The sequence below is a fragment of the Paraburkholderia sp. Ac-20336 genome (assembly GCF_017105025.1).
Lineage (GTDB): Bacteria > Pseudomonadota > Gammaproteobacteria > Burkholderiales > Burkholderiaceae > Paraburkholderia.
Genome location: NZ_JAAGPS010000062.1, coordinates 15,923 through 42,492, shown reverse-complemented (window position 1 = coordinate 42,492; position 26,570 = coordinate 15,923). Strand labels below are relative to the sequence as shown.

31 protein-coding genes and 1 tRNA gene are annotated in these 26,570 nt (G+C 64.8%); 17 read left to right on the top strand and 15 right to left on the bottom strand.

The genetic code is table 11. The features are described 5' to 3' along the window. Positions 1-206 (top strand): hypothetical protein (locus GXB81_RS18505; protein ID WP_205989989.1); only part of this gene is annotated, 206 nt, incomplete at its 5' end. Here GXB81_RS18505 and GXB81_RS18500 read toward each other — a convergent pair. After that, positions 187-378 (bottom strand): hypothetical protein, encoded by a 192-nt coding sequence (locus tag GXB81_RS18500; protein WP_167285140.1) that lies wholly within the window; start codon positions 376-378, stop codon positions 187-189. The genes GXB81_RS18505 and GXB81_RS18500 overlap by 20 nt on opposite strands. Positions 379-660: 282 nt before the next feature. Between GXB81_RS18500 and GXB81_RS18495 the strand changes: the two genes are divergently transcribed. Beyond that, positions 661-945 carry a DUF1488 domain-containing protein gene (locus GXB81_RS18495; RefSeq protein ID WP_205989988.1) on the top strand — a complete coding sequence of 95 codons (285 nt, stop codon included), beginning with the start codon at positions 661-663 and terminating at the stop codon, positions 943-945. Positions 946-1,032: 87 nt separating this feature from the next. Further along, on the top strand, positions 1,033-2,169 hold the full coding sequence (locus GXB81_RS18490) for an enoyl-CoA hydratase/isomerase family protein (RefSeq protein WP_205989987.1): 1,137 nt from the start codon (positions 1,033-1,035) through the stop codon (positions 2,167-2,169). A gap of 63 nt (positions 2,170-2,232) precedes the next feature. On the opposite strand, the gene GXB81_RS18485 is transcribed toward GXB81_RS18490, so the two are convergent. Then, positions 2,233-2,658, bottom strand: a complete 426-nt coding sequence (locus tag GXB81_RS18485) for a hypothetical protein (RefSeq protein WP_167038604.1) — start codon at positions 2,656-2,658, stop codon at positions 2,233-2,235. Between the two features lie 577 nt (positions 2,659-3,235). On the opposite strand from GXB81_RS18485, the gene ssuD reads away from it, so the two are divergent. The 6 genes from ssuD (at position 3,236) to GXB81_RS18455 (ending at position 7,711) form a co-directional block, all read left to right on the top strand. Then, positions 3,236-4,396 (top strand): FMNH2-dependent alkanesulfonate monooxygenase, encoded by a 1,161-nt coding sequence (ssuD, locus tag GXB81_RS18480; RefSeq protein ID WP_167285144.1) that lies wholly within the window; start codon positions 3,236-3,238, stop codon positions 4,394-4,396. A gap of 98 nt (positions 4,397-4,494) precedes the next feature. Beyond that, positions 4,495-5,346, top strand: coding sequence for an aliphatic sulfonate ABC transporter permease SsuC (gene ssuC, locus GXB81_RS18475; RefSeq protein ID WP_205989986.1), 852 nt, complete (start codon positions 4,495-4,497; stop codon positions 5,344-5,346). Beyond that, entirely contained in the window at positions 5,343-6,410 is a 1,068-nt protein-coding gene (locus GXB81_RS18470) for an ATP-binding cassette domain-containing protein (protein WP_205989985.1), read from the top strand. Before ssuC ends, GXB81_RS18470 begins: the two co-directional genes overlap by 4 nt. Before the next feature lie 59 nt (positions 6,411-6,469). Then, complete coding sequence (locus GXB81_RS18465) at positions 6,470-6,685, top strand: molybdopterin-binding protein (protein WP_008922916.1); 216 nt, start codon at positions 6,470-6,472, stop codon at positions 6,683-6,685. Positions 6,686-7,139: 454 nt separating this feature from the next. Next, a complete protein-coding gene (locus GXB81_RS18460; RefSeq protein WP_167038594.1) occupies positions 7,140-7,337 on the top strand; it encodes a hypothetical protein in 198 nt (65 codons plus the stop codon). A gap of 131 nt (positions 7,338-7,468) precedes the next feature. Beyond that, positions 7,469-7,711 carry a DUF6566 family protein gene (locus GXB81_RS18455; protein WP_167038593.1) on the top strand — a complete coding sequence of 81 codons (243 nt, stop codon included), beginning with the start codon at positions 7,469-7,471 and terminating at the stop codon, positions 7,709-7,711. A gap of 244 nt (positions 7,712-7,955) precedes the next feature. Here the strand turns inward: GXB81_RS18455 and GXB81_RS18450 are convergent, their stop codons facing one another. From GXB81_RS18450 to GXB81_RS18435, 4 genes are all read right to left on the bottom strand, one after another. After that, entirely contained in the window at positions 7,956-8,222 is a 267-nt protein-coding gene (locus GXB81_RS18450) for a hypothetical protein (protein ID WP_167038591.1), read from the bottom strand. Between the two features lie 366 nt (positions 8,223-8,588). Further along, a tRNA-His gene (locus GXB81_RS18445) sits at positions 8,589-8,664 on the bottom strand. An 89-nt stretch (positions 8,665-8,753) separates the two neighbouring features. Then, the gene (gene dusA, locus GXB81_RS18440) at positions 8,754-9,755 is read right to left on the bottom strand and encodes a tRNA dihydrouridine(20/20a) synthase DusA (protein WP_167038589.1); all 1,002 of its coding nucleotides are present in this window, start codon (positions 9,753-9,755) and stop codon (positions 8,754-8,756) included. 150 nt (positions 9,756-9,905) lie between these two features. Next, on the bottom strand, positions 9,906-10,208 hold the full coding sequence (locus GXB81_RS18435; RefSeq protein WP_205989984.1) for a hypothetical protein: 303 nt from the start codon (positions 10,206-10,208) through the stop codon (positions 9,906-9,908). A gap of 378 nt (positions 10,209-10,586) precedes the next feature. Between GXB81_RS18435 and GXB81_RS18430 the strand changes: the two genes are divergently transcribed. Further along, a complete protein-coding gene (locus tag GXB81_RS18430) occupies positions 10,587-12,188 on the top strand; it encodes a sulfotransferase (RefSeq protein ID WP_205989983.1) in 1,602 nt (533 codons plus the stop codon). Positions 12,189-12,253: 65 nt separating this feature from the next. Here GXB81_RS18430 and GXB81_RS18425 read toward each other — a convergent pair whose 3' ends face one another. Beyond that, positions 12,254-12,595, bottom strand: a complete 342-nt coding sequence (locus GXB81_RS18425; RefSeq protein ID WP_241016427.1) for a hypothetical protein — start codon at positions 12,593-12,595, stop codon at positions 12,254-12,256. Between the two features lie 252 nt (positions 12,596-12,847). Next, complete coding sequence (locus tag GXB81_RS18420) at positions 12,848-13,072, bottom strand: DUF3820 family protein (protein ID WP_205989982.1); 225 nt, start codon at positions 13,070-13,072, stop codon at positions 12,848-12,850. Between the two features lie 224 nt (positions 13,073-13,296). Here GXB81_RS18420 and GXB81_RS18415 point away from each other — a divergent pair, with 224 nt between their 5' ends. Beyond that, a complete protein-coding gene (locus GXB81_RS18415; RefSeq protein WP_167038582.1) occupies positions 13,297-14,349 on the top strand; it encodes an NADP(H)-dependent aldo-keto reductase in 1,053 nt (350 codons plus the stop codon). A 79-nt stretch (positions 14,350-14,428) separates the two neighbouring features. On the opposite strand, the gene GXB81_RS18410 is transcribed toward GXB81_RS18415, so the two are convergent. Continuing rightward, positions 14,429-15,889 carry a M20 family metallopeptidase gene (locus tag GXB81_RS18410; RefSeq protein WP_240162916.1) on the bottom strand — a complete coding sequence of 487 codons (1,461 nt, stop codon included), beginning with the start codon at positions 15,887-15,889 and terminating at the stop codon, positions 14,429-14,431. 411 nt (positions 15,890-16,300) lie between these two features. On the opposite strand from GXB81_RS18410, the gene GXB81_RS18405 reads away from it, so the two are divergent. Then, positions 16,301-16,723 (top strand): hypothetical protein, encoded by a 423-nt coding sequence (locus GXB81_RS18405; RefSeq protein ID WP_167038580.1) that lies wholly within the window; start codon positions 16,301-16,303, stop codon positions 16,721-16,723. Between the two features lie 156 nt (positions 16,724-16,879). On the opposite strand, the gene GXB81_RS18400 is transcribed toward GXB81_RS18405, so the two are convergent. Next, positions 16,880-17,707, bottom strand: a complete 828-nt coding sequence (locus GXB81_RS18400; RefSeq protein WP_167285169.1) for an ABC transporter permease — start codon at positions 17,705-17,707, stop codon at positions 16,880-16,882. Between the two features lie 202 nt (positions 17,708-17,909). Further along, on the bottom strand, positions 17,910-18,824 hold the full coding sequence (gene nodI, locus GXB81_RS18395) for a nodulation factor ABC transporter ATP-binding protein NodI (RefSeq protein WP_167285171.1): 915 nt from the start codon (positions 18,822-18,824) through the stop codon (positions 17,910-17,912). A 395-nt stretch (positions 18,825-19,219) separates the two neighbouring features. Between nodI and GXB81_RS18390 the strand changes: the two genes are divergently transcribed. After that, entirely contained in the window at positions 19,220-19,684 is a 465-nt protein-coding gene (locus tag GXB81_RS18390) for a universal stress protein (protein WP_167038692.1), read from the top strand. Between the two features lie 41 nt (positions 19,685-19,725). On the opposite strand, the gene GXB81_RS31785 is transcribed toward GXB81_RS18390, so the two are convergent. The 4 genes from GXB81_RS31785 to lexA form a co-directional block, all read right to left on the bottom strand. After that, positions 19,726-19,860, bottom strand: coding sequence for a hypothetical protein (locus tag GXB81_RS31785; protein ID WP_277396794.1), 135 nt, complete (start codon positions 19,858-19,860; stop codon positions 19,726-19,728). 116 nt (positions 19,861-19,976) lie between these two features. After that, positions 19,977-20,594 carry a DUF2939 domain-containing protein gene (locus GXB81_RS18385; protein WP_205989981.1) on the bottom strand — a complete coding sequence of 206 codons (618 nt, stop codon included), beginning with the start codon at positions 20,592-20,594 and terminating at the stop codon, positions 19,977-19,979. A gap of 141 nt (positions 20,595-20,735) precedes the next feature. Continuing rightward, positions 20,736-21,080, bottom strand: a complete 345-nt coding sequence (locus GXB81_RS18380; protein WP_205989980.1) for a hypothetical protein — start codon at positions 21,078-21,080, stop codon at positions 20,736-20,738. A gap of 87 nt (positions 21,081-21,167) precedes the next feature. Continuing rightward, positions 21,168-21,818, bottom strand: coding sequence for a transcriptional repressor LexA (gene lexA, locus GXB81_RS18375; RefSeq protein WP_167038568.1), 651 nt, complete (start codon positions 21,816-21,818; stop codon positions 21,168-21,170). 312 nt (positions 21,819-22,130) lie between these two features. Between lexA and GXB81_RS18370 the strand changes: the two genes are divergently transcribed. The 4 genes from GXB81_RS18370 to GXB81_RS18355 all read left to right on the top strand — a co-directional run bounded on the left by GXB81_RS18370 (position 22,131) and on the right by GXB81_RS18355 (position 26,486). After that, on the top strand, positions 22,131-23,177 hold the full coding sequence (locus tag GXB81_RS18370; RefSeq protein ID WP_205989979.1) for a sulfate ABC transporter substrate-binding protein: 1,047 nt from the start codon (positions 22,131-22,133) through the stop codon (positions 23,175-23,177). A 139-nt stretch (positions 23,178-23,316) separates the two neighbouring features. Next, positions 23,317-24,276, top strand: coding sequence for a sulfate ABC transporter permease subunit CysT (gene cysT / locus GXB81_RS18365; RefSeq protein ID WP_240158753.1), 960 nt, complete (start codon positions 23,317-23,319; stop codon positions 24,274-24,276). Next, entirely contained in the window at positions 24,273-25,427 is a 1,155-nt protein-coding gene (gene cysW / locus GXB81_RS18360) for a sulfate ABC transporter permease subunit CysW (RefSeq protein WP_241016426.1), read from the top strand. Before cysT ends, cysW begins: the two co-directional genes overlap by 4 nt. Further along, positions 25,428-26,486: a sulfate ABC transporter ATP-binding protein gene (locus GXB81_RS18355; RefSeq protein WP_205989978.1), complete on the top strand. Its 1,059-nt coding sequence runs from the start codon at positions 25,428-25,430 to the stop codon at positions 26,484-26,486. Positions 26,487-26,570 lie beyond the last annotated feature (84 nt).

The following is a 26,570-nucleotide window of genomic DNA, read 5'->3' as shown; positions in this document are numbered from 1 at the left end:
CGCGACGCGCGGCGCACGAGGGCAAGCGCGGCACCTGGCCGGAGACGGTGGAGGCGGCCGGCGTGTCGCGGTTGCGTCGTGAAATGCATCGTGAAGTTTCCTTTCGTTCGGATAAAGAGAGGCGCTGCCGGGCCAGGGGTCTTGTGCCGGCCCGGCAGCGCGCGGCGCGCGTGGCGCCTGCGCCGGTTAGCGTATTTCGATCGTAATGCCCGCCGCGCTGACGAGCCGGCGGCTTTCCACGCCGGCCGCGGTGGCCGCGTCTTCCCAGATGCTGATGGCTCTCGGGATGTCGATGTCGTGACTTTCGGCGTAGGCAAACCATCGGTTCGCCGCGTCCGGCTCGGGCAGTTCCTGATTCTGCAGAAAATATTTTCCCATATTGCGCTCGCTGATTTCGGAATCGTGCCGCCGACGTCAAACCCGTCGACGGGATGGAGTGGGCCGATCGGACGGTTCGACCGGCGGGAGCCGCATAAGTGCGGCGGGCGGTGGCCGGTCGGCGCAGAATCCGGCGCTTCCGGTACTGCCTCGGGCGAGCCGCCGCCCGCTGGACCCCGGTCCGGCGGCACGAGTACCATAGCGTGACCCGCGGAGGCCGGCCGCGTCTGGCCGATTATCGCTGGCGCAGCCTTCCCGCCGGAACCTTTTGATGAGGCGATCATGGACATTCGCTTTCCCGCGGACGCGCCCGCTTATCGCGACTCGAATCTGACCGTCGTCTTTCCCGCGCTGGTGGACGGCGAACCGGTGCCGTGCGCGATCTCGGTCGAAGCGCTCGAGGACCATTTCGGCGCCTATAGCGAGGATCTCGAAGGCTGGCTGCGCGCATTCGACGCCGGCCGGCCGCGTATCGAAGCGGTGGCGCGCGGGCATCTGCAGATCAGCAACGGCACGCCGGTGTTGCTGAAGAGCGGGCATTTTCCGCCGGGGCAGGTGGCGGGCTAGCGCCGAATCTGCCCGTAAGGCGCAAAGCCGCGAGCCCGTGATAACGTTCAGTTCCCTCTCACCTCGCGCCGCCGCGCCCTGTTTCCCATGTCCATCTCCGTCTCGCCTGCCGCCAGCGACGAAATCGCGACTCACGTAGCCAACCGCATCGGCTTTATCGAACTGGAGCGGCCCAAGGCGCTCAACGCGCTGTCGACCGGCATGATCCGCGCGATGCACGCGGCGCTCGATCAATGGCGCGAAGACCCCGAGGTGCTCGCGGTCGTGGTGCGCAGCCAGCATGCGCGCGCGTTCTGCGCGGGCGGCGACATCCGCTTCATGTACGAGGCGGCGCAGCGTGGCGATCAGGCATCGCGAGATACATTTTTCACCGAGGAATATCGCCTCAATCACGCGATCTTCACGTATCCGAAGCCCTATGTCGCGCTGATGAACGGCATCGTGATGGGCGGCGGCATGGGTATTTCGCAGGGCGCGCATCGCACGGGCGGCCTGCGGGTCGTCACGCAATCGACGAAGATGGCGATGCCCGAAACGCGCATCGGCCTCTTTCCCGACGTCGGCGCGAGCTGGTTTCTCGCGCGCACGCCGGGGGCGATCGGCCGTTATCTGGCGGTGACCGGCGAGACGATCGGCGCGGCCGACGCGCTCTACGCGGGTCTCGCCGATACCTATATCGACGAGGAGGCGCTGCCCGCGCTGCTCGACACATTGCGCTGCGAACTGTTCGAGCGCGGCGCGGACGTGGTTGCCTGCATCGAGCGCGAGGCGCGCGCGTATCAGGTCGCGCCGCAGCCCGACGAGTCGCCGCTCGCGGGGGGGCGCGCATTGATCGACCGGCATTTCGCGCTGCCCGATGTCGCGCGGATTCTCGCCTCGCTCGACGAAGCGCGCGAGCGGGGTGGCGACGCGGCGGAGTGGGCCGAGCAGACGATCGCGGTGTTGCGCGAGCGCTCGCCGTTGTCGATGGCGGTATCGCTGGAAGTGGTCACGCGCGCCGAGGGTTCGATGGCGGATGCGCTGCGCGTCGATCTCGATCTGACGCGTTCGAGTTTTTTAATTGGCGACACGGTGGAAGGGATTCGCGCGCGCATCATCGACAAGGACAACGCGCCGACCTGGCGAGTCGCTCGCATCGAGGACGTGCGCGCGGCCGACGTCGAGAAGATGTTCGACAGTCCGTGGGCGGAGAGCGAGCATCCGCTGCGCGATCTGCGTGGCTGAAGCACGCTCGAACCGCTGAAGAAGCAAGCGGAGCTAGGCCGGCGCGAGCCGATTCGCCCGCGCTTACGCTTCCTCTTCGCTCGCCATGAACGCGCGCATGAACACGAGCGCGCCCCAGCCCCACATCGCGTTGGCCGCGAAACCGACCGCGAGCCGCGGCAGCATGTTGCCGCTCGGCCAGATGCCGCGCAGCGGATCGACGACGAACACGCTCGCTGCCGTCAGCACGATGCCGCCGAACACGAAGGCCGGCACCCACGGCGCGCGCCGCTGCGGCGCGACGCGCAGCAGCCACGCCATCAGCACGGCCCAGAACGCGCTCCAGATCGCGTTGGCGATGAATTCAGGCAGTCCGAGCGGCAGGAACGGCGCGGTCGAAAAGCCGCTCGGGTCGATGAGGCCGGCGGCGTGCAGCAGCGCCAGCGTTGCTTCGCGAAAGAACAGGGAGGCCAGAAAGCCGGCGACGAACGGCAGGATAAGTTTTTGCATGCATTGCACCGCGCAAGGTACAGGCGGCGCGAATCTGCAAAGCCTGTAGCGGATGATCGGAAAACGTGCGCCATTATATCGACAGGGTTGGCGCCGCCCGTCGCCGCGTGCATAAAGCGCAACACCTGTATGCGCGCGAACCCGTATGCTCGGGCGTCGGGCTAATCACGAAAGCGGAAAACCTAAGCTCAAAAAAATCGTTCAAAAGCCTCGGGCCGCTCCATAGACTGTTTCCTCATGCAGACGGCGCCGGTCGCCGTCATCCGTTGAATCGGGCGCGTTACGCGCACGTTGGTCGAGGAAAGCCGCCGCGATGTTCAGCCTGCCGCCGTCGAAGTATTTCCATTGCCGCGTCGGCATGCGCGCGCGGCCGTGCCACGGCTCGCGGGGCGGTTCGCTCCGTAGCTCGCGCTGTCCGCCTCGCCGCGAGTAAGCCGCCTCCGGCCTGAACCGGCCGGCCATTTTTCAATTTCCCCATGCGTTGCAGCGCGTGGCCGCATGCCGGCTCGATGCGCGCGGCAGGCGCTCGCGCAGCGTTTTCCCATTACTTCGTTAGAACAGGCAGGAGCAACAACTCATGAATGTGTTCTGGTTCATTCCGACTCACGGCGACAGCCGGTATCTCGGTACGTCCCAAGGCGCGCGCGCAGCCGATTACGATTACTTCCGACAGATCGCCGTCGCCGCCGACACGCTCGGCTACGAAGGCGTGCTGCTGCCGACCGGGCGCTCGTGCGAGGATGCATGGGTGGTCGCCTCGAGCCTGATTCCCGCGACCCGGCGGCTCAAGTTTCTCGTGGCGATCCGCCCGGGGCTCTCGTCGCCGGGGCTGGCCGCGCGCATGGCGGCGACGTTCGACCGATTGTCGAACGGGCGGCTGCTGATCAACGTCGTGACCGGCGGCGACGCGGCTGAACTTGCGGGCGACGGCGTGTTCGTCGATCACGACACGCGCTACGAAATCACCGACGAATTCCTGCATATCTGGCGCAAGCTGCTGAGCGCGGCGCATACCAACGACGCGATCGATTTCGACGGCCAGCATCTGCAATCGAAGGGTGGCAAGGCGTTGTATCCGCCGGTGCAGAAGCCGCATCCGCCATTGTGGTTCGGCGGTTCGTCGGCGGCCGCGCACGACATCGCGGCCGAGCACATCGATACGTACCTGACCTGGGGCGAGCCGCCCGAAGCGGTGGCGAAGAAGATCGCCGACATTCGCGCACGCGCCGCGGCGCGCGGCCGGCAGATCCGCTTCGGCATCCGCCTGCACGTAATCGTGCGCGAGACCGAAGAGGAAGCGTGGGCCGCCGCCGACAAGCTGATCAGCAAGCTCGACGACGACACGATCGCGCGCGCCCAGGCCTCGTTCGCGAAGATGGACTCGGAAGGGCAACGCCGCATGGCCGCGCTGCACGGCGGCAAGCGCGGCGGGCGCGAGCAGCTCGAAATCTATCCGAATCTGTGGGCGGGCGTCGGCCTCGTGCGCGGCGGCGCGGGCACGGCGCTGGTCGGCAGTCCGGAGCAGGTGGCCGCGCGCATGAAGGAATACGCGGAACTCGGCATCGAAACGTTCATCCTGTCGGGCTATCCGCATCTGGAGGAATCCTATCGTTTCGCCGAACTCGTGTTCCCGCTGCTGCCGAAGCGGCTCAACAAGGTCGCGAACGGACCGCTGTCGGGGCCGTTCGGCGAGATCGTCGGCAACCACCATCTGCCGAAGGCGGCGAGCGCGAGCTGAATGGCGCCGTGAGGCGCGCGGGTGTCGCGGCGCTCGCGCGCCAGCGCCACGACGACTTTCGACCGGCCGACTTTCGACAGACAACAAGGACAGCCATCATGACCCCAACCACTTTGAGCGCGGGGCAGCGCGCCGGCGCTGCGGCGCCGGCGGCCGGTACGCGCGCGAATCCGTTGCGCCGCTTCGGCGCGCATCTGCTGCCATGGCTCGCGCCGCTCGCGATTCTGCTCGCATGGGAAATCGCGGCGCGCAGCGGCGTGTTGTCGACGCGCGTGCTGCCCGAACCGCTTGCGGTCGTGAAGGCCGCCTGGTCGCTGATCCAGTCCGGCGAAATGTGGGCCGACGTGCGGGTCAGCACGTGGCGCGCGGTATCGGGCTTTGCGATCGGCGGGGGCATCGGGCTCGTGCTCGGACTCGCGACCGGGCTGTTCAGGCCCGCCGAAGTCGTGCTCGACTCGACCGTGCAGATGATCCGCAACATCCCCGCGCTCGCGATGATTCCGCTCGTGATCCTGTGGTTCGGCATCGAGGAGGAAGCGAAGGTGTTTCTCGTCGCGCTCGGCGTGTTTTTCCCGGTCTATGTGAACACGTTCCACGGTATCCGCTCGGTCGACGCGAATCTGGTCGAGATGGCGCGCAGCTATGGCGTCAATGGTTTCGCGCTGTACCGGCACGTGATCCTGCCGGGCGCGTTGCCGTCGATTCTGGTCGGCGTGCGTTTCGCGCTTGGGCTCATGTGGGTCACGCTGATCGTCGCCGAAACTATTTCCGCGCAATCGGGCATCGGCTACATGACGATGAACGCGCGCGAATTCCTGCAAACCGATGTGGTAGTGGTCGGCATTCTGCTGTACGCGGCGCTCGGCAAGCTCGCCGACGTGCTCGCGAAAAGCCTCGAACGCGTGTCGCTGCGCTGGCATCCGGCTTATCAGCGAGGAGCAAAAGCATGAGTGCAACGATATTGTCGACGAGCTTCGGCGCAGTCGCGGGACGCGATCTCGAAGCCGAGCTCGCGCAGACGCGGGTCGCGGACCGCGATGCGAACGAAGCGCTCGATGCGGGGCGCGGCGGCGCGACACAGTATGCGCTGGAGCGGGCGCAGTCGCAGACGAAAACGCAGACCCAGTTGCAATCGCGCGAAAAAGCACGCCACGGCGCGGGCGATAAAACGCTGGCGGCGCACGGCGCGCTTTCCCGCCACGACGCGCGTTACGACAGCGATTACACCGTGCAATTGTGCGGTGTCGGCAAGCGGTATGGCGAGCGTCAGGTGCTGTCGGATTTCGATCTGTCGATCGAGCGCGGCAGTTTCGTCGCGATCGTCGGCCGCAGCGGTTGCGGGAAATCGACACTACTGCGGCTCGTCGCCGGTCTCGAAGAGACCAGTTCGGGCGTGCTCGAAAAGCGTGCGGCAGACGAGGGTCCGCTCGACACCCGCATCATGTTTCAGGACGCGCGCCTGCTGCCGTGGAAGACCGTGCTGCAGAACGTGATGCTCGGTCTCGGCCGCGGGGCGCGCGACGACGCGCGCGCCGTGCTCGCCGAAGTCGGTCTGCTCGAACGCGCGAGCGACTGGCCCGCGCAACTGTCGGGCGGCCAGCGTCAGCGCGTCGCGCTTGCGCGGGCGCTCGTGCATCGTCCGCAATTGCTGCTGCTCGACGAACCGCTCGGCGCGCTCGATGCGTTGACGCGCATCGAAATGCACGCGTTGATCGAGCGGCTGTGGCGCGAGCATCGCTTCACCGCGCTGCTCGTCACGCACGATGTGCACGAAGCGGTCGCGCTCGGCGACCGGATTCTGCTGATCGAAGAGGGGCGCATCGCACTCGATCAGCCGGTGGCGCTCGAGCGTCCGCGTGCGCGCGCGTCGGCGGGTTTCGCCGCGCTCGAAGAACACGTGCTGCAACGCGTGCTGAAAACCGGCCCCAACGACGACACGCTTCTGCATCGCGCCTATGGCGAACCGGCGCCGGAGCGGTTCGCGCGTCCGACCGACGTGCGCTGGGCGATCTGACATCCCAATCCGCGGTTCTTACCGATTCGTTTCCAACCGTTTTTCTGGAGTCACTTTAAATGAGCATTTCCGCAATCAACGTGCGCAATCAGTTCAAAGGCAAGGTCAAGGAAATCATTCGCGGCTCGGTGGTGTCCGAAGTCGACGTGGAGACGCCGTTCGGCATCGTCACCTCGGTGATTACGACGCGCTCGGTCGACGAACTCGAACTGAAAGTCGGCTCGGAAGTAGTCGCGCTCGTGAAGTCGACGGAAGTGTCGATCGCGCGGCTGTGATCGCTGCGAGTATCGGGCGCTGACCGAGTTATAGCGCCGGCGCTCGCACGCGCCTATTTCGCGTTCGCGCCGCTTGCGGGCGGCTCGTGTGTCATGCGATCGTTGGCTGGCGTCCGCGGATGCCAGATCGGCATGTTGTCCGGATTGTCCGAACCACCCGGGCGCGATGTCGTTGCGGGCGGCGTGACCATCGGCGAGTGACGGTCGCGGTTGCTGTCGCCGTCGCGCGATGCTTGTGGCCGCCAGCGTTGTCGATCTGCCTTGCTTCATGTCGTTCTCCTTCGCGGTGCCGCCGACAGGTCCCGGTGCGCTCGCACTGCATGCGCGGCCCATGCCCGCCCCAGCCGCCAATCGTCAGCGTTTGCAGCGCACACCGCGTGCCTGCGCGTATAGTGAACCTGCATCCGCCGATGAAACTTGCTACGATGAATCAAGCGTTCAGACGGAGACGGCCATGTCGAAGTCCTTGAGTCCCGAAGCGGTTGAAGCGTTGCGGCGTCTGAACGACGTCGGCGTTGGACAGACGGCGCCCGAACTCGCGCAGTCCGTCGTCGCTGAGTTATTGGCGAGCGATCTCGTCGCCGAGTCGGGGAGCGGCGAGGTCGAGATCAACTGCAATGGCCGGCAATATCTTTCCGGCGATTGCGACTGATCCTCAAGCAGGGCATCGAGCCAGGGTGGCCTGATGACGAAGCAGAGTCTCGCGGGCGTCGGCGACGCTCGCGGGATGAGTGCGTCCGCTTTCTTTCATGCATGCGATCAGGCGATACCACGGAGGCGGGCATGGAGCCAAAGAGCCTCGATATGGGGGACTACCAGGAGCGCTACGGAGACTACGACATCGAGGTCGCGGTCGAGCAGGTGCTGACCGGCGTCAAGGCGCATTTTCGGGTGCTGCGCAACGATGCGGTGGTCGTCGACTGGCAACTCGTGCATATCGACAGCTTGTGGTCCACCGAGCATGCGGCGGCCGAGGCGGGCTTTCGCGCGGCACGCGAATTGATTGACGCGGGGCTCCCGCGTTAGCGGCGGATAACCGCAGATAAAGGACGTCGTGCGGATTGGCACATGCATTGGCTGTGGCGCGCTGCGGCACCTGTTTTGCGAACGCCTGCCTTAAGGCGATGGGCTGGCGCGTGGATCCTGCCCATACGTGAGACGACCACGTGGTAAACGCAACTGGGCGCCGGCATCGATACCCGATGCGCGGCGCCCAGATCGATCGCGGTCCGCCCGAGCGGGCCGCGAATCGACGTGACTGCTGATTGGCTTAGTGGCCGAAGAACACCGATTGCGGGCCGGAAGCCGGCTCGCGCGTGCCCGATTGCGACGACACGTTCTTCACGCCGCCGTAGGCATTCGTCGTGGCTTCGTTGCGTTCAGCGGCAACGGTCTGCGCGTTCTGGCCTTGTTGCGAGGCCGGAGCGCCAACCGCCGGACGATAGAACGGTGCCGGACCATAACCGCTTGCAAAAGCGGGAGCGGCGATCGAGGCAGAAGCGGCAACCAGCAGGGCGGCGATGAACTTGGTCTTCATGGTAGGACTCCGATAACGTTCGACTGCATTTCAGGGAGGCGTCGCAGGGAGCTACTGAGGTGTGTCTGCAACGTCGATGGAATGCAGTGTATACCCCTACTATTGAAAATTTGTGCCGATAAACTGAAATTACTATTCCTCGCTGCGAAACAATCTCTCAGACGTAAGCGCGGCAAGGCTCGACGATGATCGGTCCCCATTGACCAAGTTTTTTGAAGCCGAGACCATAGAGCGGGGAGGGTTTAGAAAAGGGAGATAGCCCTTGGAGCCGGAAAAGCGGAGAACAGTGGAAAATCCCAACCCAAAACAAAAACGGCGTTGTGATTTCTCACAACGCCGTTTGCAAAACTTTACCGCTGAATTCTCTGGGGTGGCTGATGGGACTCGAACCCACGACGACAGGAATCACAATCCTGGACTCTACCAACTGAGCTACAGCCACCACTAACATCTGCTTGACTTGCTTTAAAAACCTGTCTCGCCGACGAAGAAACGAGATTATAGGGACTAGATTTGCGTTTGCCTAGTCCTTTATTCAGAAATTTCGACAGGCTCGCGCAGATGCTGTCTTGCTTCGTTGAAGATGGACAGATCGCGCGCCGCGAGCCGCTTGCTATCGGACAGCACGCGCCGCCAGCCGCGCGCACCCGCTTCGCCGCGATAAAGCCCCAGCGCATGACGCGTGATCGCGCCGAGATACGTGCCGCGCGCCATTTCGGCGGCGCAGTATTCGATCAGCTTCGCTTCGACTTCGTCGCGCGTCGGCGGCGTTTGGCTGGAGCCGTAGAAGCGCGCGTCGACCTCGGCGAGCACATACGGGTTGTGATAAGCCTCGCGTCCGAGCATCACGCCATCGACGTGCTGAAGATGCTGTTCGACTTCATCGAGCGTCTTGATGCCGCCGTTGATAATGATCTCGAGTTGCGGAAAATCGCGCTTCAACTGATACGCGTAGTCGTACTTGAGCGGCGGAATTTCGCGGTTTTCCTTTGGGCTCAATCCCTTCAGGATCGCATTGCGCGCGTGAACGATGAACACCTCGCAACCGGCCTGCGCGATCGTGCCGACGAAGTCGCGCACGAAGCCATACTCCTCGACCGTATCGACGCCGATCCGGTGCTTGACCGTCACCGGCACCGAGACCGCGTCGCGCATCGCTTTCACGCAATCGGCGACGAGCTGCGGTTCGTTCATCAGACACGCGCCGAATGCGCCGCGCTGCACGCGCTCGGACGGGCAGCCGCAGTTCAGATTGATTTCGTCGTAACCCCATTGCTCGCCGAGCTTCGCCGAACGCGCGAGGTCATCGGGCTCGCTGCCGCCCAGTTGCAGGGCGACGGGAGCTTCGTCGGGCGTGAACGCGAGGTGGCGCGGCACGTCGCCGTGCAGCAGCGCGCCGGTCGTCACCATTTCCGTGTAAAGCCACGTATGGCGCGAAATCATGCGATGCAGCGAACGGCAATGGCGATCGGTCCAGTCCATCATCGGCGCGACGGAAATGCGACGCGGGCTGGGAGTGCGAGGTACAGACATGGGACGGCGGGGCTTGATTCAAAACGCTAATTTTACCGCAACGCCGTAAATTGCCGATGGCGTGGGCCGACGGCGAGCCACGGGGCGCCGCTGTCGCGGTCATTGCATGCATGTCACGGCATGACGGGCCGCGCGGCCTCGCACGCCACCTCAATGACCATGCCCGCCGCTACTCCACGAACTTCCACCACCATGTCCGCCGCCGTGCCAGCCGCCATGGCCGCCATGCCAGCCGCCGCCGTGCCCGTATCCGTGGCCGCCGTGGTAGTAGCAGCACGGACCGCCAAAACCGCCCCAGACGTCGACCGTGCCGTACACCGGCGCATAGGGCGGGCCGTAGGCGTACGGGTAATACGGTTGTGCGTACGCGTAGCCCGCCGGCGGCGCGACCACGCATCCGGTCAAGCTCGCTGCCGCCGCTAGCAGCGTCATCGATGCAATGAGCCTGCTCACGATTTTCTCCTTCATATATACGTGAGAAAAACCGCGCGCCGTGGAGTTCAGTGGCATTTGTGTCCGCGCGTTACCGCGCGAGCGCATCGGGACACGGTCGTCACTCATGCTACGCGGTCGAATGCCGTCATGCTCAACCTTGGCCGCAATCTTGCCGCGTCTTACGAGACGACCCCGCGGTAACACTTGGTTAACGATTCGAAACGCAACTGAAGGGCGTGGCTGCTAATTTCGGCCCAGACAATGAGCCTTTGAATCCGGGCCGTTCGATAACCCTGCGCATGCGATTGCGCATGCCGAAGCCGGAAGAAAAGAACGTACCCGCCCTCGAGCCGTTATCGGGCCGCCCGGGCGACGCCTGCCCGAATCCAGTTCTCGATGAAGCACGATCCTCCGCCGGCCACCGCGGCGCAATGGCGCGCCGAAGCCGACGCCTGCCTCGCACGCGCGGAGCACGAAGCCGCATTGCGCTGTTTCGAATCCGCATGCGCGCTCGAACCCGCCGATGCCGGCCATCACGAGCGCCTTGCCGCGACGCTGGTCGTGCTGGACCGTTTCTCCGAAGCCGAAGTCCGTTATCGCGAGGCCATTGCGTGCGATCCCGGTAACGCCGATCTGCACCACGGGCTCGGCTGGACGCTCGAACGGATGAACCGGCTGGAACCGGCGGTCGATGCCTATCGCGAGGCGGTGCGTGTCAATCCGTGCGCCGACGGGTCGCACAACAACATCGGCAACTGTCTGCAGGCGCTCGGCCGCTTCGAGGAAGCGCATGAAGCGTATCGGCGCGCGATCGACGGGGCGCCGCGCGTGCCGCTCTATTACCGCAATTTCGTGCAGATCCAGCACCTTGCCGCCGACGACCCCGTGTTCGTCCGGCTTGCACAGCTTGCCGCCGATACGGCATCGTTCAATCCCGCCGAACAGGCCGAGTTGCATTTCGCGTACGCCGCGGCGCTGTCGGGCGTGGGGCGTGACGACGAATCGTTCGATCATCTGCTCAAAGGCAACGCGCTGTTTCGCGCCGGCCTGCGCTACAACGAGGCCGAATCGCTCGGACTGTTCGCGAGCCTGCCCGGGTTGCTCAGCGCGGATACGCTGGCGGCCGCGCGAGGTCTCGGCGATCCATCGGCGGCGCCGATTTTTATCGTCGGCATGCCGCGTTCGGGCTCGACGCTGATCGAGCAGATTTTCGCGAGTCATCCCCAGGTGTTAGGCGCGGGTGAGCGCACCGAATTCGGCGAGGCGCTGGTGACGTGCATTCGCCGTGACGCCGCCGACCCGTTGCGGATCGATATCGAAGCGTTGCAGCAGGCCGGCGCCGCGCAATGGCGCACGCTGGGCGCCGACTATCTGCAACGGATGCAATGCGTGCTGGCGGAAACCGGGGCGCGCGCGGGGAACGCCGCACCGCGCCACCCCCATTTCACCGACAAATATCCGTTCAATTTCATCAACGTCGGCCTGATTCATCTGGCGCTGCCGAATGCGCGCTTCATTCACTGCCGCCGTTCGCCGTTGCAGACCTGTCTGTCGATTTTTTCGCGGATTTTCCACGACGTGCCGTTCGGCTACGATCTCGGCGAACTGGGCCGCTATTACCGCGCGTACGATGCATTGATGTCGCATTGGCGGCGCGTGCTGCCCGAAGGCGTGATGATCGAGATCGAATACGAAGACCTGGTCGACGATTTCGAGGCCAATGTGCGTCGTCTGCTCGCGCATTGCGGACTCGACTGGGACGAGCGTTGTCGCGCGTTTTACCGGACTTCGCGGCGCGTGAGCACCGCGAGTTCGGCGCAGGTGCGCCGTCCGCTTTACCGGACTTCGATACGTCGCTGGCAGCCGCGCGCGGAGTTGCTCGAACCGTTGTTGACGGGGCTGGGGGCGGAACTGGGAGCGGCGCGGGAAATGAGGCGGCGAGAAGAGGGATCGCAGGAGAGAGGACTACCGGAAGCCGACGTAAACAACCCGCCTTGATCCCGGCACGCAGCGAACACGACCGGCACCGGCACCGGCACGAGCGGATAAAAACGTAGCGCGCGTCAACGCGGGATCGCCGCCGCGTGATGCAGCGCAGGGTACACGCCGACGATGAACGCCGCGTAGAGCGCGGCCATCGTCACGCCGGCGGCCGTGCCCCAGATATCGCGCGATGCCGCGCCCTGGCGGAAATGCACGGGCAGCCCGACGATCACATAGCCGATCACGAAGAACACGATGACCGCGCGCACGGGCGACAGATCGTGACCGATAAATTCAAGCAGGGCGGACAGATTGAATGCGGGCATGGACAGGCAGGCAATCACGCGGTCGGAGGTGTCGCGCGCGAAGCCGGAAGCCGAGAGCGGCGAGTGCGAGGCAGCGAGCGGTTCGCTCCATTTCACTCGTGCGGCGAGCTTCATCGCGCGATGACTTATGCGCATTAAAGGCTACGCACTCGCGACACGCAAGAAAAAGACTGTATAAATTTGTACGGCGCCGCCTTGCTTGCAGCGGGCCTGCAAGGCGACTTTCAGCGGGGCTTCACGACGCTCCGGATGGCTTTCGACGCGAGGGTGCCGGCGTATGTCCGGCGCTGCCTTAATGTCGCTTCAATAGTGCTTTAACGTTTCCCCGAGGCGACGCCCGAACCTTGCCTAAGCGCCCGCTTCGCGCTTGCGCAATGGATCGAGCAACGGCTTCAGACCGTTGTGATCGATCTCCTGCATCAACGCGAGCAGACGGCCGATTTCGCCAGGCGGAAAGCCCTGGCTCGCGAACCAGTTCAAATAGTGGCCAGGCAGATCGGCAATCACGCGGCCCTTGTATTTGCCGAAGGGCATCACGCGCGTGACCAGCAGTTCGAGTTGTTGGGGATTCATGGAGGATTCATGCGGGGTAATTGCCGGGAAGCCGGCGCGAGGTTCATGAAGCGCGCCGCGAAGGATCGGGCCCGAGGCGCGGCCGCGAGCACGACCATCGAGGCCCGGCAGCGCCGGTCCGGCTTGGGTTCCGCGCAGGCACCGTATTCTAGCCGTGCTGCAGGCAGGGCGCCGGCATGGTAACGTCTGCGCTTTCCGTTCATCTATTCGACAGGACAAGCTAAATGGAATACCGCAGACTCGGTGACTCCGACGTGAAAGTCAGCCAGATCGGTCTCGGCACCATGACGTGGGGCGAGCAGAACACCGAACAGGAAGCGCATGCGCAGATCGACTACGCGCTCGATCACGGCGTCAATCTGATCGACACTGCTGAAATGTATCCGGTGCCGCCGCGCGCCGAAACGCAGGGCTCGACCGAGCGCTACATCGGCACGTGGCTCGCGCAGCACGGCAGCATGCGCGAGAAGATCGTGCTCGCCACCAAGATCACCGGGCCCGCGCGTCAACCGCATAACCCGCGCCATATTCGCGGCGAGGCCAACCAGTTCGATCGCAAGAATCTGACCGAGGCGCTCGACGGCAGCCTCAAGCGTCTGCAGACGGACTACGTCGATCTGTATCAGATGCACTGGCCCGATCGCAGCACGATGACGTTCGGCCGCCCCCTGTATCCGTGGGTCGACGACGCGTACACGGTGCCGATCGAAGAGACGCTCGCGGTGCTCGCCGACTTCGTCAAGCAAGGCAAGGTGCGTCACATCGGCGTGTCGAACGAAACGCCGTGGGGCGTCGCGCAATTCCTGCGCGCGGCCGAAAAGTTCGGCCTGCCGCGCATCGTCAGCGTCCAGAATCCGTACAACCTCGTGAACCGTACCTACGAAGCGGGCCTGTCCGAGTTCGCGCATCGCGATGGCATCGGCCTGCTCGCGTATTCGCCGCTCGCGTTCGGCTGGCTGTCGGGCAAGTACGAAGGCGGCGCGCGTCCGGCCGGCGCGCGCATCACGCAGTTCGAACGTTTCCAGCGCTACAGCAAGCCGCAGGCCATGCAGGCGACCTCGCGCTACGTCGAACTCGCGAAGCGTCACGGCCTGTCGCCCGCGCAGTTCGCGCTCGCGTTCGTCAACAGCCGCCCGTTCGTGACGAGTACCCTGGTCGGCGCGACCTCGCTCGAGCAGTTGAAGGAAAACATCGCGAGCGCGCAGGTGACGCTGTCGGCGGAAGCGCTGGCGGAAATCGACCAGCTGCATGAATTGCAGCCGAGCCCGGCGCCTTGAGCGTGAGGTGAGGGCGAGGTGAGCGCTGCGTGTTCCGGTGGGCCGGGCTGGTCTGCCGGAACACGCCCGTGAAGCTGTTTCAGCCCGCGGCCCTCGCTGCATCTGCCGCTGCGTTCCTAGGCTCATGCGTCGACTCATGCGTCGGTTCGCGCGTCGCCCCATGCGGCGCATTCTCGCCGAGATCCCAGAACAGTCCCGCCATCATCCGCAATCCCTCGCGCACGACCGGGCTAAGCAGATGCTCGTTCGGCGCATGCTGCGAGCAGGCCGGGTACGAATGCGGCACCCAGATCGTCGGCAGACCGAGCGTGTCGGCGAATACGTCGTTGGGCAACGTGCCGCCGAGGTTCGGCAGCACCGCGGTTTTCTTGCCCGTGGTCCGTTCGAGCGACGCGATCGCCCATTCGACCCACGGGTCGTCCGGATTCAGGCGCGTGGCCGGCGCGCCGCGTTCGACGTCGAGTTCGACGAGCTGAAAACCATGCGCGTCGAGATGCGCGCGCAGATGCTGGCCGAGGTTCTCCCAATCGGTGCCGACCACGAAGCGCAGCTGGCAAACCGCGAACGCCGACGGCGGAATCGCATTGACCGGGTTCTCGGGATTGCCGGCCTTGAACGCGAGCACCTCGACGCTGTTCCAGCCGAACACACGCTCGGGCGCCGTGAGACCCGGCTCGCCCCAGTTGTCGTCGATGGCCGGGTCGCCGGGGCCGCCGCCCACTGCGATGTCGGCGAGCGCGCGGCGCACGGCCTCGGGAATCGGCGGCGGACGCAAGCCTGCGACCGCGATCACGCCGCGCGTATCGACGAGACTCGCGAGCGCACTCGCGAGCACGGTGGCCGGATTGCGCAGCAGGCCGCCCCAATTGCCCGAATGGTGCGCGCCGTCGCGCAGGTTCAGCGACAGCCTGAAATTGACCGCGCCGCGCGAGCCGAGGAACACGGTCGGGCGGTGCGCGGCGAGACGCGGGCCGTCGGAGGCGATCAGCACGTCGGCGGCCAGTTCGTCGCGCTGCGCGCGGCAGATCGCATCGAGCCCCGGCGAGCCGGTTTCCTCGCCCATCTCGATCAGCAGCTTCGCGTTGAAGCCGAGCTTGCCGCCGCGCGCCTCGCGCACGCTCGCGAGCGCGGCGAGGTTGATCGTGTGCTGGCCTTTGTTGTCGGCGGTGCCGCGGCCGAACCAGCGTTCGCCTTCGACCGTCACGGCCCACGGCGTGAGCGGCGCGCGCCACTGGCTGTCGTAGCCGCGCACGACGTCGCCGTGGCCGTAGATCAGCACGGTCGGCAGAGCGTCGCCTTCATGACGGTTCGCGATCAGGAACGGTCCGAAGCCGTTCACCGGGTTATCGACGATGCGCGTCTGGAACCCGAGGCGTGTGGCTTCGGGTGCGATTTCGTCGCTCAGATAGGACCGCAGCAGTGCGTCGCGACCGCTTTCCTCGCTCTCGGTGCGAAAGCCGACGCGGCGGTTCAGGTCGGCGAGAAAGGCGCCGGATTCGAAATACCGGGTTGCGTGCTCGATCGCCTCGTTGCGGCTCATGGATGTCTCCGATGCGGGTTGGGCTGAATGGCTCGGGAGGCTGACGAGATCGTCATGCGTGTCATGCCCTGTCATTGAGAGCGATTCTAGAAGCCGGGCTTTTTTGTCACAATGGCCGCATGGCCATGTGCGACACCCAACGGCAAATGTTCTCCAGGATGCCGAATCACGGCCTACACTGTGGTGGACAGCGGCATCCCTCGACAATGCATTGCGTAAAAGGTCACGAAAAACGGCGCAGAGATAACTCAGGAAGTTCGCGGAAGAACCACGCAGAGGCAGCACGGTAACGCCGTCCGCCCGCGATGCTGCAATGCACATCGACGGCGGATATCGACCCGGACAAGAAGCGCGCACCCTCATCGGTACGAGGCGTTCGCTCACAACAGAGCAATAGGACCAGGACATCGAATGGCGCAGCAAAAAACCAATCCCAAACTCGAACAGGCGCTGACGCGCGGCGATCTGGCGATCCGTCAGGCGAACTCGGCACGCGCAACCGCGTTGTTGCGCGCGCTGGCCAAGATGATCGTCGATGCGTCGGCGACCATCGGCGTGGAAGCCTTCACGTTGATCCACGACGGCGACAGGATCTACGATCCCGCCGATGGTTTGTGGCCGCAGGCATTGCTGATTTCGCTCGACGGTCCGGTCGAGGATACCGATCCCGACGAAGTGCGCACGGTGCGGCTTATCGCCGACGATCCGGGCACGGTGTTCCGCGTCGAGTGGCAGCGCGCCGACGGCAAGATCGGACGTCATGAGGGAGGACCGTTCGCGACGGTCGCGTTTATCTCGGACGTCGATATTCCGTGGACCGATGACGAGGATTGATCGGGAGCCAGACTGAGGCGCGGGAGCGCTGCGGTTCAACCCCGCGCGCGGACAGCATCGCGCGTGCCCGATGCCTTGCACGGGTGGCTCACGTTTCTTGCCTGGCGTGACGTGCAGGGTTCCACGGAGTGGGGGCCGCGGCTTGCCGCACTCGGCCTACTTCATCATCCTGCGGCGAAACAGAATCGCCGCTACGACGAAGCCACCCACCGCATACGCGGCCAGCACGCCCGCGTGCCACAGCGCGTGAGCGACCGGCCGCCCGAGCATGACCGGGCGCATCAGTTCGACCGCATGCGCGAGCGGCAACGCGCCGGTCGCGGCCTGCGCGGCGGCAGGCAGTTGCGAGGTCGGAAAGAACACGCCCGAGAGCAGCAGCATCGGCGTGAGCACGAGCGTCTGATAGAACATGAAAAAGTCGTACGACGGCGCGAGTGCCGTCACGATCATCGCGATGCTGGCGAAGGCGAGACCGGCCAGCACGATGACCGGCAAGCCGAGCAACATCGATGGAAAGCTCGCGTAGCCGAGCACGCCGGCCACGAGCATGATCGCGGCGCCCGACAGCATCGACTTGCTGGCTGCCCAGATCACCTCGCCGAGCACGATATCACCGAGCGTGAGCGGCGTGTGCATGATCGCTTCCCACGTGCGCTGCACGTGCATGCGCGAAAAGCCCGAATACATCGACTCGAAACTCGCCGACATCATCACGCTCGAAGCGACCGTGCCCGCCGCGAGAAACGCGATGTACGAGACGCCGTCGACGTGCCCGACCATCAGCCCGAGTCCGAGGCCGAGCCCAAACAGATAGATCATCGGGTCGGCGAGATTGCCGAACATCGACGCAAGCGCGAGCTTCTTCCAGACCAGATAGTTGCGGCGCCACACCGCGATCCAGTTCACGGCGTTGGCGGGGAAAGCGGCGAACGGTTCCTGTGCCGAAGGCGTGCCGCCGTGGGTTTCGTAGGTGCGTGCGTCCATGAGGTGTCTCGGGTTGTTCTCGCGTGCCCGGGGTTTGCCGGGTGCCTGCCTTGTGCCTGGTCCGTGCCTGCTTTGCGCGATCTTCTCGGCGGCGTCCTTTGTTTGCGGTTTCTATCCGGTTGCCGCATCTATTGTGCGACGTCGCGGCCGCTTATGCCTCGCGTGCCGGGCATGTTTCGACGCCTCGTTTCGATGCGCGTTCTCAATCCTGCATCTCGCGGCCCGTGAGCCGCAAAAACACGTCTTCGAGATTCGCCGGCCGATGCAGATAGCGCAGATCGGCGCGCTGCTTGAGCCGCGCATGCACAGGCTGCGCGTCGTTCACGTAGCAGAACAGGGTTTCGCCGCTGATCTCGGTTCGCTCGGCGAGCGGCGCGAGTTCGTCGCGCAACGCAAACGGGTCGGCGCCGTAGATCTCGATCACGTCGCAGCCGATCTCGGAGGCGATCAACTCGCTCGGCGCGCCCTCGGCGATCTTGCTTCCTTCCTCGATCACGCAGAGCCGATGACATAGCCGCTCGGCTTCTTCCATGAAGTGCGTGGTCAGCAGGATGGTTTTGCCGCGCGCGAGCAGCGAGCGCAACCGCTCCCAGATCAGATGCCGCGCCTGCGGATCGAGCCCGGTGGTCGGCTCGTCCATGATCAGCACGTCGGGGTCGTTGATGAGCGCACGCGCAAGCGTGAGGCGCCGCTTCATGCCGCCCGACAGTTCGCTCACGCGTGCGTCCGCCTTGCTTTCGAGCCGCGCGAATTCGAGCAGTCCGGGCACGGCCGCGCGGCATTGCGCGGCGCTCAAGCCAAAGTAGCGGCCGAACACGAGCAGGTTTTCGCGCACCGTGAAATCGGGATCGAGGTTGTCGAACTGCGGCACCACGCCGACGCGCGCCCGCGCCACGCGCGCACGGCCCGGAATCGGCTCGCCGCACAGGCGGATTTCGCCGGCATCGGGCGACGCGATGCCGAGCAGCATGCGCAAGGTCGTGGTCTTGCCCGCGCCGTTGGGGCCGAGCAGGCCGAAGCATTCGCCCGCATTGACATGGAACGACAATCCATCGACGACCGTTTTTTCGCCGTAGCTTTTCCTGACCTGATGGAATTCGATAGGGGCGGCAGGCATGGATCGACGAAGGCTCCGGAAGAACACGCTACGGCAGGCAATGGACGCGGTGCGCGCGGATGGCCGCAACGGCTACGAAAGCAGTCCATTCTAGGGCATTGTCGAGCGAAGACGCCTGCAGCCCTGTTGGGCGTAGACGCGTGTTGGACATCCTTCAGGCACCTATCGTGCTGGGGAATCGATGCTCGGGGGCGACGCTGAACGGAGCGTCGCCACGCGATATTTTTTGCGCTGCCATATTTGCGTGCAAAACCGGGCCGATGCCGCCGCAACGTCCGTGCGGCCTGCATTAACCTGTAGCGACTACGCACTTAGCGTTTTCCATCTCTTGCAAGCTGAATTGCGGCGCACCATGATTGACTCAGACCGCGCTTTCCGCGCGAAGGGAGAAAATGATGGCGAGCTACCAGAAAATCCTGTTGTGCTACGACGGCTCGCGCGAAGGCCGTAAAGCCCTGCGTTGCGGCGCCGATCTGGCGTTGGACCTGAAGGCGGAAACGCATTTGCTGTCGGTGGTCGACATGCGTTCCAGCATCGCGCAAAGCGCGGGCCTGTTGACCGACGTGGCCTGTGGCAGCTTCGAAAAAACCGCCCGCGAGATTCTGCAGGAGGGCGTGAACTGGCTGACCGAGCGCGGCGTGAACGCACAAGGGCATTTCGCGTTCGGCCATCCGATCGACGAGATCGCCAATCTCGCCAATGAGTTGCAGGTCGATCTCGTGGTGGTCGGTCATCGCTGCCGGACCGGCTTGTCGCGCTGGTGGATGGGCGCGGGTAATACGCCGCTGCTCGATCGCGTGTCGTGCAGCATTCTGGTCGCGTGTTCGTCGGTGCAGGAGCAACAGCAGGCCGCGGCCTGACGCGGTGATGTACCGATGAGCGTTGCCTGAGCAACGCTTGCTTATGCAAGATGAGGCACGATCACGCGCGGGATTTCGACATGGCGCGATCGTGCATGAGAGTTGACGCGTGCGGCTCGTTGCGTGCCGGTCTGAATGAGGGCTTGCACGAAGGTCTGAATGACGGCGAGCGCCATTGAAAGACCTCGATGCGGTATCGAACTGCGCCGGGTGTATCGAAACGCTTGTCGCATCCTGCCGAGTGGCCGGCTACGATAGCCGGCCACTCGACCATTCAGATCAAACTTCCCATTCACTCGTTCAGATTGATCGCGGCGAGCTTCCACGTGATCAGACCTTCGCGGCGGAAGATGGCCGAGTAGTTCGCATTGCCTTCGCCGCGCCGGTACGTGATGACGAATTCATTGAGGCTGCGATAACCGGCCGTGCTTTGCCGCGCGGGCGGTGCCGCATTCGGTTGATTGGTGTTGTTTGCGGCGGGTGGCGCCGGCTGGCCTTCCGTGCCCGCGGCAGGTGGTGCCGCCGGCTGCTCGCCCGGGGTGCCGCGTGGCGGCATGCCGTTCAGCAGGGCCGCGACACCGTCTGGTGTCGCATAGGCATCGACGAGCGGACCGATCAACGTCACGCCGATCACCGCGCCAATCGTGGCTATCTTGTTACCGGCGTCCGCTTCGAGCCGGCGCGTCAGCATGTCGGCCACCTGCAGCTTGAGGCTGTCGCGTAACGCGGGAAAGTCCACGTACGAATTGACGGTTTGCACGTCTCGCGCATCGGCCGCGCGTTTGAGATTGTTCACCGCGATATACGGCGACGCATAAATAAACCCTAGCGCGGCAATCACGATGACCACGATCAACGTGATAAGTAGTGGCCGGGTGGCACTGCCCTGGATGCGTTTCTGAACTCTCATCGGATCGGACTCTCCCGTCAGGTTGGGTCTAACGTGGACCACGGCGAGGACGAAACGATCCCAATACCACGCGAATACCTGAACACAGGAAGTACGCTCCGCGTTCATTCACAAATTATTCAGGACTCGCTCAGAATTTGCTCAGGACTCGAACACCGCGCCGTGCATATTGGCTTCGTCGGCTATGCAGCGATCGATCATACGGCATACGGCCTCGATCGTGCCGACCATGATTAATCGCGATGGCCCATGATAGACGCGCACCGGCGCGCGCCGCGATGGCTCGGCCGTATTCAAGCCCGAATTCAGCGAGACGCGCGCGAATGCCGGCAACGACGACGGCAAGCCGGAGCTTGCAGCGGGCTCGTCGAACAGCGACGGCGTGTGCTCAGCGGGCGCTTCGATCAGTGGGCAGGGCGTGAGCTTGCGCAGATGGCGCAGACGGCCGAACTGGCGAAAAGGCAGCAGACGGGCAAGACGTTCCATGAGTCTCTCCAGGCGATGCGAGGTAAATGCAGCTTGGGTTGGACAAACCGGCGCGAGCGGTCCTGGCGGTACGGACGTACCAGCCAATCAGAACTCGCTCGGGCGGATCAGCCCTACGGCGATCCCTTCCAGCGCGAAATCCGCGCTGCCGGTTGCCACGAAGATGTTTTCGTAATCGGGGTTTTCCGCGATCAACTCAATGCCGTTCGAGCGGCGCTTCAGGCGCTTGACCGTGACGTCGTCTCCGAGCCGGGCAATGATGATCTGGCCGTCCTTCGCTTCGCTGCGCTTTTGCACCGCGAGCAGGTCGCCGTCGAGAATGCCCGCGTCGCGCATCGACAGGCCGCGCACCTTCAGCAGGTAGTCGGGCTTGCTCGAGAACAGCGCCGGGTCGCATGCGTAGTGCTGCGAGATATGTTCCTGCGCGAGGATCGGGCTACCCGCCGCGACCCGGCCGATGAGCGGCAGCGACAACTGCATGAGCCCCGCGTGCGGCAGCGTGAACTGGTGCGGCGCATCATCCTGCCCGGACAGCAGGCGGATGCCGCGCGAGGCGCCGGCCGCGAGCTCGATCACGCCCTTGCGGGCCAGCGCGCGCAGATGTTCTTCCGCCGAATTGGCCGAGCTGAAACCCAGTTCGGCCGCGATTTCGGCGCGGGTGGGCGGAAAGCCGGTGCGTTCGATCGCGCGGCGGATCAGATCGAAAACCTGCTGCTGTCGTGCGGTGAGTTTTGTCATGGCCACTGTATGTATGAACAGGTGACTGTATTTTTATACAGTATTCGGCGCATTTCAAGCTTTACTTTAAGTTCTCGAAACGGGGGACGTTCCGGCGTCGCTTTGGGGCGTCATCGCGGCTGTTTGGTCGTTACGGCGCCGCGCCCGTCTGCCGTTACCACTTTTGCGTATTAAAAAATGAAGAAACATTATTTTTAATGATGAAAGCGCTTCGATAGACTGGCTTCCGGGTTGGCGCTCATGTGCACGTGACCGCGACGCAAAACAACAGCAGATTCGCCGAGGCGGATCATCACGCGGAGAAAAGTTGACATGAACCATCGGCAGACGGGGCTTACGGGCAGGACGAAACGATTCATCGCGGCATTGGCCGTCGGCGCGGTGGGCGCGCTCGGCATGTTCGGCGCGAGCGGGGCGGCGTATGCCGACACGACGCTGCTCAACGTGTCCTACGACCCGACGCGCGAGCTGTACCAGGACATCAATCAGGCCTTCGGCAAGGAATGGAAGGCGAAGACCGGCGAGACCGTCAATTTCAGGCAGTCGCACGGCGGCTCGGGCGCACAGGCGCGCTCGGTGCTCGACGGCCTGCAGGCCGACGTCGTGACACTGGCGCTCGCTTACGACATCGACGCGCTCGCGAACAAGGGCCTCGTCGACAAAAACTGGCAGAAGCGCCTGCCCGACAATGCCTCGCCCTACACGTCGACGATCGTGTTCCTCGTGCGCAAGGGCAACCCGAAGCACATCAAGGACTGGGACGATCTCGTCAAGCCGGGCGTGTCGATCGTCACGCCGAATCCGAAAACCTCGGGCGGCGCGCGCTGGAACTACCTCGCCGCGTGGGCGTACGCCGAGCACCTGGCGGGCGGCAACGCGCAGACGGCGAAGGCGTTCGTCGGCAAGCTCTATAAAAACGCGGGCGTGCTCGATTCGGGCGCGCGCGGCGCGACCACGAGCTTCGTGCAGCGCGGGATCGGCGACGTGCTGATCGCCTGGGAAAACGAGGCGTTCCTGTCGCTGAAGGAATTCGGCCCGGACAAGTTCGAGATCGTCGTGCCGTCGGCGAGCATTCTTGCCGAGCCGCCGGTCGCGGTGGTCGACAAGGTCGTCGACAGGCATGGCACGCGCAAGCTCGCCGAGGCCTATCTGAACTTCCTCTATAGCGAAGAGGGCCAGGAGATCGGCGCGCGCAACTTCTATCGTCCGCGTTCGAACAAGGTGCCGGCCGAGCTGACCGCGAGGTTTCCGAAGCTGAAGCTCTACACGGTGGACGATTCGTTCGGCGGCTGGGCTAACGCGCAGAAGACCCATTTCGCGGACGGCGGCGTGTTCGATTCAATCTATCAGCCGCAGTAACAGCGGTTGCCGCCGCGCCTGAAAACGAGCGCGGCGGCAATGCCGCATCAGGCAGCATAAGACGACATAAGGCAACGCGCGGCGCGGCGGCGCGCGGGCCATCCGCCGCGCGAGCATCAACCCTGAACGAGTATCCAGCATGACCACGTTGACCTTTCGCAAGCCGAGCGCATTGCCCGGCTTCGGCCTGACACTCGGCATCACGGTGGCGTATTTGAGCCTCGTGGTGCTGATTCCGTTGGCATCGACCTTTCTGAAGACCTCGACGCTCGACTGGGACCAGTTCGTGCGCGCGGTCACCTCGCCGCGCGTGCTCGCGTCGTATCGGCTGACGTTCTTCTCGGCGCTCGGCGGCGCGCTCATCAACGCGGCGTTCGGCTTTCTCGTCGCGTGGGTGCTGGTGCGCTACACGTTTCCGTTCAAGCGCATCGTCGATGCGGTCGTCGATCTGCCGTTCGCGCTGCCGACCTCGGTGGCCGGCATTTCGCTCGCGGCCGTGTATGCGGGCAACGGCTGGATCGGCCAGTTTCTCGTGCCGCTCGGCATCAGGATCGCGTTCACGCCGGCCGGCGTGCTGGTCGCGCTGACGTTCATCGGCCTGCCGTTCGTGGTGCGCACGGTGCAGCCGGTGCTGGAGGAGTTCGAACGCGAGCAGGAAGAGGCGGCCGCCTGCCTCGGCGCGTCGCGCTGGCTCACGTTTCGCCGCGTCGTGCTGCCGGCCGTGTTGCCGGCGCTGCTGACCGGCTTCGCGCTCGCCTTTGCGCGCGCGCTCGGCGAATACGGCTCGGTGATCTTCATCGCCGGCAACGTGCCGATGAAGTCGGAGATCACGTCGCTGCTCATCATCACGAAGCTCGAACAGTACGACTACGCGGGCGCGACCGCGCTCGCGGTCGTGATGCTGATCGTGTCGTTCCTGATGCTGCTGTTCATCAATACGTTGCAGTGGTATTTGCAGCGGCGCACGAGCCGCGGCGGCGCGGGGCCCGTGCCGCAGGGGCCGGCGGGCGGCGCCGTGAGCAACGCGGCGAGCGGCGCCACTGGCACAGCAACGAGCCATGCAGCGCGGGTCGCGGCAGTCGGCGGAGGTGCGCAATGAGCGGCCGTTCTACGAACCCGAGCAACCACGCGAACGGAGCCAGCGAAGCGCAGGGCGCAAATTCCGCGCGGGCCCGCGCCAGTGCGTCGCTTGACACCTCGCTTGACACCTCGCGTGGCACCTCGCCTGATACGTTACTCAACACGTCGCCCGGCGTGCCGCGCCGGCCCGATCCGGTCAGCGAGCCGCCGGCGGTGCGCTGGCTGCTGACCGGCATCGCGCTGCTGTTTCTCGCGCTGTTCCTCGTCGTGCCGCTTGTCGCCGTGTTCTATCAGGCGCTCGCCAAGGGGCTGCGCTTTTACTTCGCGTCGCTCGCCGATTCCGATGCGCTCTCGGCCATCAAGCTCACGCTGCTGACCGCCGCGATCGCCGTGCCGCTCAATCTCGGGTTCGGTCTCGCAGCGTCGTGGTGTATCGCGAAGTTCGAGTTTCGCGGCAAGGCGCTGCTGACCACGCTGATCGATCTGCCGTTCTCGGTCTCGCCGGTCATCTCGGGTTTGATTTACGTGCTGATGTTCGGCGCGCAGGGCTGGTTCGGCCCATGGCTCGCAGACCACGACGTGCAGATCATCTTCGCGGTGCCGGGCATCGTGCTTGCGACGATCTTCGTGACGTTCCCGTTCGTCGCGCGCGAACTGATTCCGCTGATGCAGGCGCAAGGCAACGACGAGGAAGAAGCCGCGCACGTGCTCGGCGCCTCGGGCTGGCAGATTTTCCGCCGCGTCACGCTGCCGAACATCAAATGGGGCCTGCTGTACGGCGTGATTCTCTGCAACGCGCGCGCGATGGGCGAGTTCGGCGCGGTGTCGGTGGTGTCGGGCCATATTCGCGGACAGACCGACACGATGCCGCTGCACGTCGAAATTCTCTACAACGAGTACAACTTCTCGGCAGCATTCGCCGTGGCGTCGCTGCTGGCGCTGCTCGCGCTCGTCACGCTCGGGCTCAAGTTGCTGGCCGAGCGCCATATGTCGGCGGAGCTGTCGGCCGCGCGCGAGGTGCCCGCGTATGCGGGGCCGGCGCCGGTGCCGTTGTCCACGGACACGAGCACGGGCACGCGGCCGGCCGGTGCGCCGTCCGCGCCTCATTCGTTTTTTGCCAACGCAACGCCTGCGTCGCAGCCACACCCGCTCAAGCAAGGAGAGCTGTAAATGGGTATCACCGTTCGTCACCTGCACAAGCGCTTCGGCGATTTCGTCGCGCTCGACAATGTCTCGCTCGACTTTCCGCCGGGCGAACTGGTCGCGCTGCTCGGGCCGTCGGGGTGCGGCAAGACCACGCTGCTGCGCGTGATCGCCGGTCTCGAATACGCGGACGCCGGCCAGGTCGTGCTGCAAGGTCAGGACGTCGCGGCGGTTGGCGCGCGCGAGCGTGAAGTCGGCTTCGTGTTCCAGCATTACGCGCTGTTCCGTCACATGACGGTGTTCGAGAACGTCGCGTTCGGTCTGCGCGTGAAGCCGCGCAAGGAGCGGCCTGCCGAGAGCGTGATTCGCGAGAAGGTGCATGAGCTGCTCAGGCTCGTGCAGCTCGACTGGCTCGCGCAGCGTTATCCGTCGGAACTGTCGGGCGGGCAGCGGCAGCGTATCGCGCTCGCGCGTGCGCTCGCCGTGGAGCCGAAGGTGCTGCTGCTCGACGAGCCGTTCGGCGCGCTCGACGCGAAGGTGCGCAAGGAGTTGCGCAGCTGGCTGCGGCGTCTGCACGACGATCTGCATATCTCGACGATCTTCGTCACGCACGACCAGGAAGAAGCGCTCGAAGTGGCCGACCGCATCGTCGTGCTCGATCGCGGCCACGTCGAGCAGGTGGGCAGCCCGCAGGACGTCTACGATCATCCGCAGACGCCGTTCGTCTACGAGTTTCTCGGCGCGGCGAACCGTCTGCATGGCAACGTCGACGCACAGGGCTTCGTGGTCGATGGCGCGGCTTTGCCGGTCGCGATCGCGGCCGGTTTCAGCGGGCCGGCGTTCGCCTACGTGCGGCCGCACGATCTGCAGCTGTATCCGCAGACGGCGGGGCATCGCGAGGGTATCGTGGTGGACGTGCAGCGCGTCGTGACGCTTGGCGGTTCGGTGCGCGTCGAACTCGCGGGCCGCGAGGGCAATCTGCTCGAAGCGGAACTCGATCGCGAGACGTGGCGCGATCTGCAACTGGCGGTCGGCGATGGCGTGACCGCGGTGCCGCGCGCGTTGCGCGTGTTTCCCGCGCAGTGAGAGGGGGGCGCCGCCGCGCGGCGCGCATGACAGGAGAGCAACGTATCGGCCGGACCCGGCGGTTGCGCCGGGTGAGTGGCTTCA